This window comes from Pseudomonas sp. DCA-1, from assembly GCF_046523955.1.
GTDB classification, from domain to species: Bacteria; Pseudomonadota; Gammaproteobacteria; order Pseudomonadales; family Pseudomonadaceae; genus Aquipseudomonas; species Aquipseudomonas putida_Y.
Genome location: NZ_CP169881.1, coordinates 1430140 through 1444018 on the forward strand (window position 1 = coordinate 1430140; position 13879 = coordinate 1444018).

Annotated in this window: 13 protein-coding genes; 5 read left to right on the plus strand and 8 right to left on the minus strand. The window is 61.9% G+C overall.

What is annotated here, in order from left to right; genetic code table 11:
* Positions 1–3: 3 nt before the first annotated feature.
* On the minus strand, positions 4–732 hold the full coding sequence (locus ACE4QZ_RS06915) for a phosphatase PAP2 family protein (RefSeq protein WP_084850651.1): 729 nt from the start codon (positions 730–732) through the stop codon (positions 4–6).
* 183 nt (positions 733–915) lie between these two features.
* Here ACE4QZ_RS06915 and colR point away from each other — a divergent pair, with 183 nt between their 5' ends.
* From colR to ACE4QZ_RS06940, 5 genes are all read left to right on the plus strand, one after another.
* Entirely contained in the window at positions 916–1599 is a 684-nt protein-coding gene (colR, locus tag ACE4QZ_RS06920; RefSeq protein ID WP_003255215.1) for a two-component system response regulator ColR, read from the plus strand.
* Complete coding sequence (locus ACE4QZ_RS06925) at positions 1589–2899, plus strand: sensor histidine kinase (RefSeq protein WP_021781816.1); 1311 nt, start codon at positions 1589–1591, stop codon at positions 2897–2899. The genes colR and ACE4QZ_RS06925 overlap by 11 nt, the downstream gene beginning before the upstream one ends.
* A 107-nt stretch (positions 2900–3006) precedes the next feature.
* Positions 3007–3687 (plus strand): class I SAM-dependent methyltransferase, encoded by a 681-nt coding sequence (locus ACE4QZ_RS06930; RefSeq protein WP_021781817.1) that lies wholly within the window; start codon positions 3007–3009, stop codon positions 3685–3687.
* 6 nt (positions 3688–3693) lie between these two features.
* Complete coding sequence (locus ACE4QZ_RS06935; RefSeq protein ID WP_021781818.1) at positions 3694–4392, plus strand: lipopolysaccharide kinase InaA family protein; 699 nt, start codon at positions 3694–3696, stop codon at positions 4390–4392.
* A complete protein-coding gene (locus ACE4QZ_RS06940) occupies positions 4392–4622 on the plus strand; it encodes a hypothetical protein (protein ID WP_021781819.1) in 231 nt (76 codons plus the stop codon). The genes ACE4QZ_RS06935 and ACE4QZ_RS06940 overlap by 1 nt, the downstream gene beginning before the upstream one ends.
* Positions 4623–4730: 108 nt before the next feature.
* Here the strand turns inward: ACE4QZ_RS06940 and ACE4QZ_RS06945 are convergent, their stop codons facing one another.
* The 7 genes from ACE4QZ_RS06945 to ACE4QZ_RS06975 all read right to left on the minus strand — a co-directional run bounded on the left by ACE4QZ_RS06945 (position 4731) and on the right by ACE4QZ_RS06975 (position 13758).
* The gene (locus tag ACE4QZ_RS06945; protein ID WP_021781820.1) at positions 4731–7775 is read right to left on the minus strand and encodes a multidrug efflux RND transporter permease subunit; all 3045 of its coding nucleotides are present in this window, start codon (positions 7773–7775) and stop codon (positions 4731–4733) included.
* 12 nt (positions 7776–7787) lie between these two features.
* Positions 7788–8936, minus strand: coding sequence for an efflux RND transporter periplasmic adaptor subunit (locus ACE4QZ_RS06950; protein ID WP_021781821.1), 1149 nt, complete (start codon positions 8934–8936; stop codon positions 7788–7790).
* Between the two features lie 218 nt (positions 8937–9154).
* The gene (locus ACE4QZ_RS06955) at positions 9155–10252 is read right to left on the minus strand and encodes a DUF1513 domain-containing protein (RefSeq protein WP_021781822.1); all 1098 of its coding nucleotides are present in this window, start codon (positions 10250–10252) and stop codon (positions 9155–9157) included.
* 2 nt (positions 10253–10254) lie between these two features.
* Positions 10255–11319 (minus strand): imelysin family protein, encoded by a 1065-nt coding sequence (locus tag ACE4QZ_RS06960; RefSeq protein ID WP_021781823.1) that lies wholly within the window; start codon positions 11317–11319, stop codon positions 10255–10257.
* 19 nt (positions 11320–11338) lie between these two features.
* Entirely contained in the window at positions 11339–12766 is a 1428-nt protein-coding gene (locus ACE4QZ_RS06965) for a di-heme oxidoredictase family protein (RefSeq protein WP_053870403.1), read from the minus strand.
* 109 nt (positions 12767–12875) lie between these two features.
* Positions 12876–13262 (minus strand): hypothetical protein, encoded by a 387-nt coding sequence (locus ACE4QZ_RS06970; protein WP_021781825.1) that lies wholly within the window; start codon positions 13260–13262, stop codon positions 12876–12878.
* Positions 13263–13275: 13 nt separating this feature from the next.
* Positions 13276–13758 (minus strand): hypothetical protein, encoded by a 483-nt coding sequence (locus ACE4QZ_RS06975; protein ID WP_021781826.1) that lies wholly within the window; start codon positions 13756–13758, stop codon positions 13276–13278.
* Positions 13759–13879 lie beyond the last annotated feature (121 nt).

Consider the following 13879-nt stretch of genomic DNA (forward strand, 5'->3'; position numbering starts at 1 on the left):
CTTTCATGCGGCGCTGTGCTCGGCGACGGGCACCTCGGCCTGCGCCCGCCGATAGAGAACCAGGTAATACGACCCCAGTCCGATCAACCAGCAGAACACTGCTGTCCACACATTGTGCGACAGGAAGTGCGCCCCCTGCATCATCCTGCCCACCGACAGTATCGACCCTGCTACCAGGGCTACTAAAAACGCCATCCGCGCCAGGCGCGGCTTGCGATCACGCAGCATGAAGAACAAGGCGAACAGGCAGAACCCGGTCGCGGCATGCCCGCCCGGCCAGCACAGCCCAGGCTTGTTGGTAGGCGGCCGTGGTTCCAGCAGCTTGCTGTACGTTTCGGTGCCGCCAAACTGGGTCAGGCTCCAAGGGCACTGCACCTGGGTGACTTTTTTCAGCGGCGTGACAAACGCTGTCGACAAGCCCAGCGCCAGCACCAGGCAGCCTAGTTCACGGCGCCAGCCAAACAGGCGCTTCCAGAAAAGGCTCGCGGCAAAGGTCAGCAGCGATATCACCCCCAACAGGATCACCACTTGCTTGACCCGGTCATGCAGGATGTTTTCCAACACGTAACTGTGGCGGCCAATGAACTGCCCGGCAGCGGGGTCGAAGAACAGGTTGGCGACATCCATGTCGACTGAAGTCAGTTCCAGCAGGATCAGGGCCAGCGCAGTCGCCAGGGGAATCCCCAGGTACAGCCAGTAGTTGATCGGGCGAGGGCGGGTGCGTTGCTGCATGACGGCTCCAGGGCGCGAAAAAGATCGGGTATTGTCGGCCGCCCGCTATCCTGTGTCCGTGAAGGATCAGTGAAAAAACTGTCAAGTGGGGTGAATTTTCCCAAGGGCTGGCACCGTGCAGGCATTGGCCTTAAGCTGCGCCTGCCGCGCACCACAGCGAGAAGCGCCGCACAGGAGAAACCGATGCGCATTCTTTTGGTTGAAGACAACCGCGATATCCTGGCCAACCTGGCCGATTACCTGGGCATGAAGGGCTACACCGTCGACTGTGCCCAGGATGGCCTGTCCGGGCTGCATCTGGCCGCCACCGAGCACTACGACCTGATCGTCCTCGACATCATGCTGCCAGGCATTGATGGTTACACCTTGTGCAAGCGCCTGCGCGAAGATGCCCGCCGTGACACGCCGGTGATCATGCTCACTGCCCGTGACCAACTGGACGATCGCCTGCAGGGCTTCCGCTCTGGGGCTGACGACTACCTGCTCAAGCCATTTGCCCTGTCGGAGCTGGCGGCGCGCATCGAAGCGGTGCTGCGCCGTGCCCAGGGCGGTGGGCGGCGCACCCTGCAGGTGGCTGACCTCAGCTACGACCTCGATACCCTCGAGGTAACCCGCCAGGGTCGCCTGCTGAAGCTCAACCCGGTCGGCCTCAAGCTGCTGGCGGTACTGATGCAGAAAAGCCCGCACGTACTGCGCCGCGAGGTGCTGGAAGAAGCCTTGTGGGGCGATGACTGCCCTGATAGCGACAGCCTGCGCAGCCATGTGCATCAGTTGCGCCAGGTGATCGACAAACCGTTTGAAAAACCGTTGCTGCATACCGTCCATGGCGTCGGCTATCGCCTCGCCGAGGGCCGCGATGGAGTTTAAGCAAAGCCTTGCCCAGCGCATCATCATCGCCTTTGCCCTGATGAGCGCGCTGGTGGCCGGGGCCTTCGCATTCGGTATCGTCGCCACGGTGCACCTGGTCGAGGAGCGACTGATTTCTTCGGTACTGGGCGGTGATCTGCAGCGCCTGCTGCGTATGGACAGCGTCAGTGACTGGAGTCATCGGCCTCGCCCAGACCAGCTGTTCTACTTCAGTGGTGGGCGTGACGACTTCGAGCTGCCCAAGGACCTGCGTCACCTCGACCGCGGTTTCCACGAAGTGTTCCGAGATCAGCTGTCGTACCACGCCATGGTCGAGATCGTCGATGGTCGCCGCTATGTACTGCTGCAGGACCAGAGCGACTTCGAGGAGCGTGAGCGCATACTGTTTGCCGTGGTTGTGGTGGGCTTCGTGCTCAGCCTGGTGCTGGCGGTCATCCTTGGCTGGTTGGTTGCACGTCGGGTAATGGCACCGGTCATCCGCCTGGCGCGTCAGGTGCGCCACCGCGATCAGTTACTGGGCCTGGCCCCACCGCTGGCGCCGGATTATGCGGCAGACGAAGTCGGCCAGCTTGCAGTGGCTTTCGACGATACCCTGGGCCGCTTGCGTGATGCGTTGACCCGCGAGCGGCTGTTCACCAGCGACGTCAGCCACGAACTACGCACGCCGTTGATGGTGTTGGCTACCTCTTGCGAGCTTCTGATGGAAAACCCTGGCCTCGATGCCCGCGCGCGCAGCCAGGTGGAGCGGGTTGCGCGGGCTACCGAAGAAATGCGCGAGCTGGTCAAGACCTTCCTCATGTTGGCCCGGGCGCAGCGTGATGAGGGCGCGGTGGCGTCACGGGCGACCCTGCGCGAAGTGGCCGACGAACTTATCGGGGTGTGGCGCGACACCATCGAACAGAAAGGCCTCACCCTGTATTTCGATGGCCGCGTGAGTGCTAGCCCTGTGCTGTACAACGCCACCTTCCTGCAGTCGGTGATGGGCAACCTGCTGCGCAATGCTGCGCACTACACCGACAGTGGGTATATCCGCCTGAGCCTGGAAGCCAACGGTTTCAGCGTAGAAGACAGCGGCGTGGGTATCCCCGAAGAGCAGCGCGAGGCCATGTTCAGGCCGTTCGTGCGCGGCGATGAACGGCGTGGCGAGGGCCTGGGGCTGGGGCTTTCGCTGGTACAGCGGATCTGTGACGACCAGGGCTGGCGTGTCACCCTGACATCCACCTTGCCACATGGCTGCCGCTTCCAGGTGGACCTGAGCAACACCGCGGCCAAAGGTGACCCGGACGCCTTGGTCGGGTAATTTCTTGTATCAGGTCAACTGGTACTCAACGTTTTTTTCACACTGGCATGACCTGATTCCAACGCTTGCATACCTAATGTGGGCGCAATGGAGTCAGGAGATGCCCAATGCGTAGCCCCATCAAGCTTGAATTTTCCGAGAAGTACGACAAAGACCATGCGCGCGAGTACTTTCTCAAGCACCAGGCCGGCCTGGCGCGACGCCTTTCCCACAAGCGAGATGAGCAGTTGGCGCGCCGCGCCTTGGCATTGGCTGGCGAGCCCGGCCTGGTATTGGACCTGCCATGCGGTGCGGGCCGTTTCTGGCCGCTGTTGGCGGAAAAGCCCAATCGGGTAATCATCGGTGCCGACAACTCCGAGGCCATGATCGAGACTGCCTGTGCGGCGCAACCGCCAGAGGTGGTCGCACGGGTACGGCCGTTGCAGACTTCGGCCTTTGCCATCGACCTGCCGGATAACGCCGTCGACAGCATCTTCTGCATGCGCCTGTTCCACCACATTGGCGAGGCGGCGCACAGAAAGACCATACTTTCGGAATTTCAGCGGGTTAGCCGTGATAGTGTGATCCTGTCCCTGTGGGTGGATGGCAACTTCAAGGCCTGGCGCCGGAAAAAGCTGGAGCTGCGCCGTAGCGCCAAAGCCGAACAGGATAATTACCAGAACCGTTTCGTGTTACCTGCCGAAACGGTCGAAGAAGAATTCAGGGCTGCCGGCTTCAGAATCCAGGAACGCCTCGACTTCCTGCCGTTCTATGCCATGTGGCGAGTCTACGTATTGCGTAAGGGGTAGTGTTTGATGGCTGTAGCCCATAAAGGGGAATCGCGGTTCGATTTTTACTGGCGTCAGCAAGGCGAGTGGGTCGAGGAGCCTAACCAGCGCCGCGGCGGTGAAAGTGGCGTGCAACGCCTCAACGATGCCAATGGCAAGCTGTTGTATGCCAAGCGCCAGGTTGGGCATATCTACCGCAGCCTGTTGCACCCTTTTGGTCGGCCGACGGTATTGCGTGAACTCGATGCGCTGAACAGTTTCGAGCAGCTGGGCGTGCGTGTACCGCGTATCGTCTTCTGTGGTGCGGAGCGCGATGCCGAGCACCAGTGGCGCGCGCTGCTGGTCAGCGAAGCGCTGGACGGTTTTGTCGAACTCGACACCTGGCATGCCGAAGGTGCCCGCGAGCGTTACCCGCAGGTGGTGCATGAGCGCATGCTCAAGGACCTGGCGGAAAACCTGGCGCGGATGCACCTGGGGCACTGGCAACACGGCTGCCTGTATGGCAAGCACGTATTCATCAAGGTGATCGGCGAGGGCGACCAGGCTCGCGTCGAAGTGGCGCTGCTGGACCTGGAAAAGTGCAGGCGGCGTATCAGTTGCCAGCGTGCGGCCGGCAATGACTTGCGTCAGCTACGCCGCCATTCGTCGCTCAATGACGCAGAATGGCGGACATTGCTCTACTTTTACAAGATGGCGTTTGGCAGCGCTGTCAAAGGGTTAGAGTAATGAAACTAGAAATTGCTCGAGCTTTGTTCCTGGTAGCTGGCCTGGCGGTGACCACCGTGGCGGTGGCTGCCTGGGAAGAGCCGAGACCGACGGTGTTCAGCAAGGCAGAAATGGCAGACCAATGCGCGTTGCCGCGGGATGCAAAACCGCAGCAGGCCCGGACCGAGCCGGACCATGACCTTTTGCTGTTCCTGTTTGGCTTGCGTCAAGGGCTGCGTCCATTCGGTTGAACCCTGCGTTAGCTGGAAAAACCAGAGGCCTCGCGATTGCGGGGCCTCTGGCTTTTTGCGCCTACGTTGCCGGCCTCTTCGCGGGCAAGCCCGCGCCCACAGGTTGGCTCAAGCGATTGCAGGTTCCTTGGCGCTCGCCTTGTGCGCCAGCAGGGTGTAGATACATGGCAACACAAACAAGGTAAACAGCGTGCCAATCGACATCCCGGTGGCAATCACCATACCGATGTCAAAACGGCTGACCGCTCCCGCCCCGGTTGCCAGAATCAGCGGCACCATGCCGAACACCATGGCCGCCGTGGTCATCAGCACCGGTCGCAGGCGAATGGCCGCTGCTTCCTCGATCGCTTCGCGCACGCTCAGGCCCCGCTCCTGACGTAGCTGATTGGCGAACTCTACGATCAGGATACCGTGCTTGCTGATCAGTCCGATCAAAGTCACCAGCCCGACCTGGGTGTAGATGTTCATGCTCGACACACCCAGGAACAGCGGCAAAAGCGCGCCACAGACCGACAACGGCACTGTCACCAGAATCACCAACGGGTCGCGGAAGCTTTCGAACTGGGCAGCCAGTACAAGGAAAATGATCGCCAGCGCCAGGCCGAAGGTGACCCACAATGCGCTACCTTCCTGAACGTACTGCCGGGCCGCGCCGGCGTAGTCGAAGGCAAAGCCTTCCGGGGCCTCTTCGCGAGCTATGTCCTGCACGGTCTTCAGCGCCTCGCCCAGGCTGACCATGGGTACACCCTGGATGATCGCAGCGTTCAGTTGCTGGAACTGGTTGAGCTGACGTGGGCGAGCACGGTCGGTGAGGGTGATCAGGGTCGACAGCGGCAGCAATTGGCCCTGGTCGTTCTTCACGTAGTAATTGTTCAGCCAGCCGGGGTTGTCGCGGTACGGCCGTTCAACCTGGGCGATCACCTTGTAACTGCGGCCCTCAAGGGTGAAACGGTTGATTTCCGCCTCGCCCAGCAGGGTCGCCAGGGTGCTGCCGATGGTGTCCATCGACACCCCCATCTGTGCCGCCTTTGCCCGGTCGATGTCTACCACCACTTCGGGCTTGTCGAAGGCAAGATCGATATCGAGGAAGGCGAACTTGCCCGATTCCTGAGCGCGCTTCTTGATGCGTTGGGCCACTTCCAACAGTGCCGGGTAGTCGCCAGCGGTATTGATCACAAACTGGAACGGCAAGCCCTCGCCAGTGCCGGGCAACGACGGCAGGTTGAAGCCGAAGATCTGCAGCCCGCTGATTTCCTCGAGTTTGGCCTGCACCAGCGGCAGTAGCTCCATCTGTGTGCGTTCACGTTCGTTCCAAGGCTTGAGCAAAAAGCCACCGATACCGGTCTGCACGCCATTGAAACCGTTGATCTGAAACGACGAATAGTATTCGGGGAAGGTCTTGAACAGCGGTGTGAACTCGTCGGTGTAGGCATTGAGATAGTCGAGGTTGGTCGGCTGGGGCGAGCTGCTCATCATGAAGATCACCCCTTGGTCCTCGTTGGGCGCCAGTTCGTTCTGAGTGAATTTGAGCAGCACCGGGATCAGGCACAGGACGATCACGGCAAACACCAGCACCACCGGCCGACTATCGAGGGTGGCGTGCAGCAAGCGCTGGTAGCGCCCCTTCAGGCGTTCGAACAGCTGGTCGAGGCGGTGGGCCAGGCCGCTCGGGTTCTGCTCCCGGCGCAGCAGCAAGGCGCACATCATTGGCGACAGGGTAAGGGCAACGATACCGGAAATGATCACCGCCCCGGCCAGCGTCAGGGCAAACTCCTTGAACAGCGCGCCAGTGAGCCCGGTCAGGAAGCCGATCGGTGCATACACCGCGGCAAGGGTGATGGTCATTGACACCACTGGCATGGCGATTTCGCGCGCGCCTTGCAGGGCCGCGTCGAACGGCGACTTGCCTTCTTCCATGTGCCGGTGGATGTTTTCCACCACCACAATGGCATCGTCCACCACCAGGCCGATGGCCAGCACCATGGCTAGCAGGGTCAGCAGGTTGAGCGAGTAGCCCATCATCTGCATGAAAAACAGTACACCGATCATCGACAACGGTATGGTCACCACCGGAATCAGCACCGAGCGCAGGGCACCGAGGAACAGGAACACCACCACGATGACGATCAGCACCGCTTCGCCCAAGGTCTTGATCACTTCGTCGATCGAAGCCTGGATGAACCGCGTGGCGTCGTAGGCAATCGACACTTTCAGTGCCGAGGGCAGCTGGCTTTCCAGCTCTGGCATGATGCGCCGCACTTCCTTGATGACATCCAGCGGGTTGGCGGCCGGGGTGGCCTTGATGCCGATATAGACCGACGGGGTGCCGTCGAACGAGCTGACCGTGTCGTAGTTTTCTGCGCCCATCTCGACCCGCGCCACGTCGCCCAGCAGCACGCGGCTGTCACCGCTGGTCTTGAGCGGCAGGGCGGCGAACGCCTCGGCCGACTTCAGCTCGGTACTGGCGTTGACGCTGGTGACCACGTATTCGCCTTTGACCTCGCCTGCGGCGGAAAGGAAGTTGTAGCGGCGTACGGCATTGGTCACGTCGGTAGCCGAAAGGCCGAAACCGGCCAGTTTCACCGGGTCCAGCCACAAACGCATGGCAAACACCTGGTTGCCGAGGATCTCCGCCTCGGCCATGCCCGGCAAGGTGGCCAGCTTGGGCTGGATAACCCGTGACAGGTAGTCGGTGATCTGCGGGTTACTCATTTCCTTGCTGTAGAAGCTGACGTACATCAGCGCCGAGGCGTCGGCAGCTTCCTTGCTCAGTACCGGGTCTTCGGAGTCCTGGGGTAACTTGTTGCGCACCTCATTGGCCTTGGCCAGCAGCTCGGTGAACAGTCGGTCGCTGTCGGCGCCAATGCGCGCGTAAATGGAAATGATCGAGAAGTTCTGCCGGCTCACCGAGGTCATGTAGTCGATGCCTTCGGCACTGGCCAGGCTCTGCTGCAATGGTTGGGTGATGTAGCCCTGGATGGTTTCGGCGTTGGCCCCGGGGTAGGCAGTGGTGACCGTGATCAGGGCGTTTTCCATTTGCGGGTACTGGCGGATCTGCAGCTTGTTCCAGGCCTGGAAGCCGAGCAGCAGAATCAGCAGGCTGACCACGCTGGCCAGCACCGGGCGGCGGATGAACGGGTCGGTGAACGCCATGCCAGCCTCCTGTCAGTCCTTGGCCGCTGCGCCCGGTTCGGGCTTGAGAGCGTTGTCCTGGCCAATGCGTATCGCGGCACCGGGGGTGAGTTTCAGCTGCCCTGCGGTGACCACCTGTTCCCCGGCCTGCAGGCCTTTGCTGACCACAACCACACCGTCTCGGCGCTCGCCAGTCTGTACTGTGCGCTGTTCGGCGATCAGCAGGGGTTGGCCCTTGTCGTCGTTTTCCTGCTTGCCGTTCTTGTCCTTTTTCGGTGAGACGACATACACCGAGTTGCCATACAGGGTGTAGGTAATGGCGCTTTCCGGCGCCACCACTTGCGGCTGCGGGTTGGGCAGCAGGATCAACAGGCTGGCGAACATGCCTGGCAGCAGTTTGCCGTCGGGGTTGGCCATGGTGGCGCGTACCAGCAGGTTGCGCGTGGTTTCCTCGACCTTGGGGTTGATGGCGCTGAGGTTGGCGGGGAAGCGCTGGCCCGGATAGGCGGCCACTTGCACCAGCACCTGCTGGCCCAGGCTCAGGTGTGGCAGGGCCTGTTCCGGCACGTTGAAGTCTACGTACAGGCTGGACGTGTCTTGCAGGGTGGCGATCACCGTGCCGGCGGCCAGGTACTGGCCGATGTCTACCTGGCGGATGCCGATGGTGCCGCTGAAAGGTGCATTGAGTCTCTTCTTGATCTTCTGCGCCCTGAGCTGCTCGACCACTGCCTGGTTGCGCCGGTACTGGGAGGAAAGGCGGTCAAATTCGCCGCGGGAGATGGCCGAATCGCCGACCAGCTGGCTGCCACGGCCGAAATCGACCTTGGCCAGGCCCAGGTCGGCCTGGGCGGTGCCGAGCAGGGCTGTTTCCTGATCGTCGTTGAGCTGCAATAGCAGTTGCCCGGCCTTGACCTGCTGGCCTGAGTCGAAGTGCAGGGATTTGACGATGCCTTCCACCTCCAGGCTCAGATCCACGCCCTGCAGCGCTTTGAGGCTGCCGACCGCGGGGAGGCGCTCTTGCCACTGGCGCTGTTCGGCCATGGCAGCCGCCACGGTGATGGGCGGTCTGGGGGCAGTGAACATCTGGATCTGCTGGTAGATCGAGAAGGCTTTGTAACCCCCCAGGGCCAGCAGAATCAGCAGAACAACGGCCAACATGATGAGCATGCGGCGGCGCAGCATAGGTCCGGTTCCTTGGATGCAGTTGTTATTCGTTTCTACACGACAACGGGCGATCCTGCCCACGTGTGGATGGGGGAAGTATTGACTGTTTTTCGGGAGGAGGGGTGTGAAATGCCTGTGCCGGCCTTTTCGCGGCTAAAACCGCTCCCACAGGGACCGTGTAGAACCCTGTGGAATCGGCTTTAGCCGCGAAAGAGGCAGTGAATGCAACAGAAAAATCAGACGAGATGCAGGTGGTTGTCCCAGAAACCGGACGGCAGGTTCATCGGTTGCCCGACCAGTTCGGCCTTGCGGCAATCGTAGAACCGGCAACGGCCCTGCCCGGAGGTGACGACAAAGCCGTCCTTCACTGCGCCAACGCCTGCGCAGTCGGGCATCGGGGCATCCAGCCGCACCGCGCCGCTGTCCAGGTCCCAGACGAACAGGCGATTGGCCCGCGGCGCCGTCAGCGCTACCAGCCGCAGCTCGCTGTGGATGGCAACGCTTGCGGTGTATTGGGCCATGGCTTGCAGTTGCCGCTCCGGCACCGGAAAGGCCTTGAATGGCTCGCCCGGGCGCTTGATCGCCAGCAGCTCGGCAGTTTCATCGGCATCGCCCATGAACTGCTGGCAGGCGGCGATGGTGCCATCGCTGGCCACTGCCAGGTGTCGCACGCTGTTCATCTGCTGGGCCAGGGTTTCCTTGCTCAGCAGGGTGCCGTCACGCTGCATCAGCACCAGGCTAGGTTGCATGGCATCGAGGTTCATCTCGACACGGCTTTCGGCTTCGGTACGGATACCGCCATTGGCCACGACCAGCGTTTCGCCGTCGGGCAGCCAGGCAACCTCGTGCGGGCCGATACCGTGGGTCGGTATCTCGCCAGTGTGCACCAGGCGCTCGCCTTCGAACCGGTACACGCCAAGCACGCCCCGCCCCGGGTCGGTGGTGTCGTTTTCGGTGGCATACAGCCATTCGCCGTCTTTGTGTACCACGGCATGGCCATAGAAGTGCCGGTTAGGCTGCGAGGCTACCGTTTGCAGCAGGCGGCCGTCACGCAGGTCGATCAGGTAGCTTTCGGTACCAGGGCGGCGGGCGACGAACAGGGCGATTGGCTGCTCGGGGTGGTGGATGATGGCATGGCAACGCTGAGCGACCTGGGTGCTGAACACCTGTGTGCCGTCCAGGCGAAAACCTACGGCAAAGTGCTGGCCGTTGCCGTTGTCACGCGCCGAGAGCAGCAAGGGTTCGCTGCCTTTGTTGCGGAACAGGCTCCAGCCGCCCAAGGTGAGGGCACTGAGCAATACGCTACCGAGTTTGAGTGCCTGGCGTCGCAGCATGATCAGTCACCGTCGTTGGCATTGAAGCCCAGCTGGATGTTCAGTGCCTTGGCCAGATCGCTTTCGTGCAGGCGATGGACGACGTTGAGGCTGTCGTAGATCTGGTTGAGGGTTTGCTGACCGGCGTCGTCGGCCAGCAGCTCACCCAGCGTTTTCTGGTTATCGGCCAGCAACTTGAGCGAGGTAGCGTAGGCGGCGTCGATCTTGTCCGCCAGCGCTTTCTGACCGCTGGGCAACAGGCCGCGCAGGCCCTGGTTGTCTACCCCGACCCAGACGGCTTCGGCGGCCTTGAGGCTGGCCTGCAGGCTGTTCATCGAATTGTGGCTGCGCCAGGCCTCGGCCTGCAACGGCTGCGGGATGCCCTTGCTCTGACGGCCCATCGGTGCGCCGAGCTTCTTCTTCAGGGTGTCCAGAGCGGTAACCTGGGCGCGCAGCAGATCGGCGATCGCCTCGTGGGAGTCGGCGTAGCGCTGGTTGGGGAACTTGGTCATCTGCGAGAGCATGCCGTCGGTGCTGTTCCAGCCTTTGAGGATTTCCTCTGCCAAGGCCTTCTGGTGCGCGCCGATGGCCACCAGCAGCGGGCAGTAGCGGGCCTTCTGCTCGGCAGTGGCGATGTCCGGCTTGCTGTCGAACAGGATGTACTCATAGGCCGACAGGCCACGTACCACTACGCTGGACTTGCCCAAAGCCTCAGCATCAACTGGCTTGTCGCCGTTGACCAGTTGCTCGACCTGACGGCCGACCAGGTTTTTCTTGTCGGGCCAGAACTGTACCTGCCAGGCGCGGTTGCCTTCGGCCAACGGGCCGACCAGCAGCGGCTGAAGCTCGGCCCAGGCTTTTTGTGCGTTGAGGAAGTCGGCGCGGGCTTTGTCCAGGCTTTCCTTGCCTTCGCAGTAGGCCAGGGCGCTGGCAGCCAACGTACGGTCGGCTTCGACCCAGCGGCTGTAGGTAGGCAGGATCACCTGGTTGGCGATAGCGGCGGAGGTCACTGCTTGCGGGTCTTGTGGCGAGCAGGCACCGAGGGCGAGTGCGGCGAGGCTTGTGAACAACAGTTTGGGTCGGAACATGCCCGGCTCCTTTGCGCGTTTAAAGTGAGTTCAGGAACGCCAGCAACGCGGCGCGCTGCTCGGCATTGAAAGTGAGTACGAAGTTGCGTGCCGCCTCGGCTTCGCCACCGTGCCACAGCACGGCTTCAAGCAGGTTGCGGGCGCGGCCGTCATGCAGGAACTGGCTGTGGCCACTGACCGTTTCGCTCAGGCCGATGCCCCACAGCGGCGCGGTGCGCCAGTCCTGGCCGTTGGCGGCAAATTCGGTGCGCTCGTCGGCCAGCCCCGGGCCCATGTCATGCAGCAGCAGGTCGCTGTAGGGGCGGATGACCTGGTTGGCCAACTCTGGTTCGGCGGCGTCGGCGGCGGTGGTGAACTGCGGTGTGTGGCAACCTTGGCAACCCGCCTGGTAGAACAGATTCTTGCCCGCCAGTACCTGTGGCGAGCCGACGTCGCGGCGGGCCGGCACAGCCAGGTTGCGGGTGTAGAACGTGACCAGGCGCAGGATGTTGTCGCTGACTTCTTTCTCGCCATCGGCCCCGTCGCCGTTAGGTGCGGACAGGCAGGCGGTTTGGGCCGGGGTGCAATCGTCCTTGGGCTGCAGGGTGCTGGTCAGACCCATGTCGCCGGCAAAGGCGTGCACGTTCTGCTGGTTGACGTTGGGCTGCCCGGCTTTCCAGCCGAAGCGGCCGATCACCGTTTTACCCTGGGCATCGTCCCATACACGGTTGGCCCGCCCGCGGATGCCATCGCGGTTGCGGTCGTCCGGGTCTTCGTTGGCCAGCAGGTCGGCTTCGGGGATAGCTTCAAGCAGGCCCAGGCCGATCATCGGTGGTGCCACCCGCGCCGAAAAGCGCGTGTCGGGGTGCATCACACCATAGCCGAGCTGGGTAATTTGCAGGGCTGGCTTGCGCAACTCGACCTGGTGGCCGTCCTTGAATGACAAGGTTTCGCTGGAGTAGCTGACCCGCACCTTGCCTTCCGGCGCCACGCCGGGGACGGCCATGTCCTGCAACTGGGTGCCATAGACTGGCTCTGGCACCACGCCGAGGCGCTCGATCACTTTGGCCAGGTAGGGTTGGTCGGGGATCGACAAGCGCACCAGCATACCCACCGCGTTGCTGTCACCCGGCTCTGGTGGGTGGCCACGGCCATCGCGCACGTGGCAGTTCTGACAGGCGTTGGTATTGAACAGCGGGCCCAGACCATCACGCGCGGTGGTGGTGGACGGGGCAATCACCCAGGGGTTGCGAAAGAAGCTGTTGCCAACGGCGAAGTCCAGGCGCTGCTCTGGCGAGAGGTTGGCCGAGGGCAGGGAATAGGCATTGCGATCGCTGCGCTGCACGGTCGCCTTGCCACCCGATAACGCTTCGCCGGGCTCGGCGTGGGTGAAACGCGGGGCGTCGTCACAGGCGGCCAGGGCACAGGCCAGCAGCAGGGGAGGGAGTCGGGACAGCGACAAGGACATCGAAAATCCTGGGCGTGAGCGAAAAACCGGCGTGCAGCTTAGCAGGCCCAGGATCATTGAATAAGAGCAATTTGCGTTTGCTTGATGAAATTGCCGCGAGCGCAGTTGGTCAGGCCATATAGAGCATGAAGTTTCGGTTGACCAGGTTGACGATCAGGTTTTTGTTGCCGCCACCGCGATTATCGCCGGTGACTTCGATGACTTGTTCGCTGGTGTATTCCATGGAAGAGGCAGTAATGCACTTGACTGCGTCCTCGTGCGCAGGTTGCCAGTAGTCCTGGAATATCCAGATGCTGGTGTCGGCAGACGGGCCGAGGATCAGGCGCAAGGCCTTGTGGTTCTCAGTCGATCTGCCGATCCATGGGATGGCCAGCGAGCCATTCCAGACGTGCTGGGCGCCGACTGCCAGGCTGTTGCTGCGGTTTTCACCGTCGATCAGGGTCAAGGTATAAGGGGTGTTATTGGCGATGGAGCGCAAGTAGGTGACGTTGGCCATGTGGTGTTTCCTCTTAATGTTCAGTTTTCGGGCGGGGTAAGGGGCTAGTCGGGGCGCGATAGACATAGGCCGCGAGCAAGGTGATTTCGTTGAACGGGGGGTCGAGCTCGGCGGGATGAAAGCGACCGAGCAGTTGCAGCCCTTGGTCACTGGCGACCGCTTCGAACATCCGGCGGTCGGTTTCGTTGGGGTCGTACAGGTAGATCTTGCCGGGGCGGGCAACTACCCGGCACATTTCCTCGGCCACGTGGTGGGTAATCGGAGCGCCCATCAGCGTCACGTGAGGGACTGCATGGTCGTCGAGGGGAAAGTCCGGAGCATCGTATTCGTATACGACGATGAGGTTGGGGATGTGCCCGCCTGCGAACGGCCCGTTGGAGATGAGCTGGCCGGCCTTGTTCAGGTTGTACGCATCGTTGAATCCGGTAATGAGGTCCCCCCCATTCATGCGTTGGACGATTCGGCCTTCGCCCCAGACATCAAGAATCTGCAGCACTGTGCCTCCTGTTAGCTTTGATCGAAGGCCTACAGGATGAGCATCTGCGCGTACGCCAGGCAGCAGGAAGCGTTTTACCCGGCAGCAAATGAAAACGCCCGGCACAAGGCCGGGCGTTTGC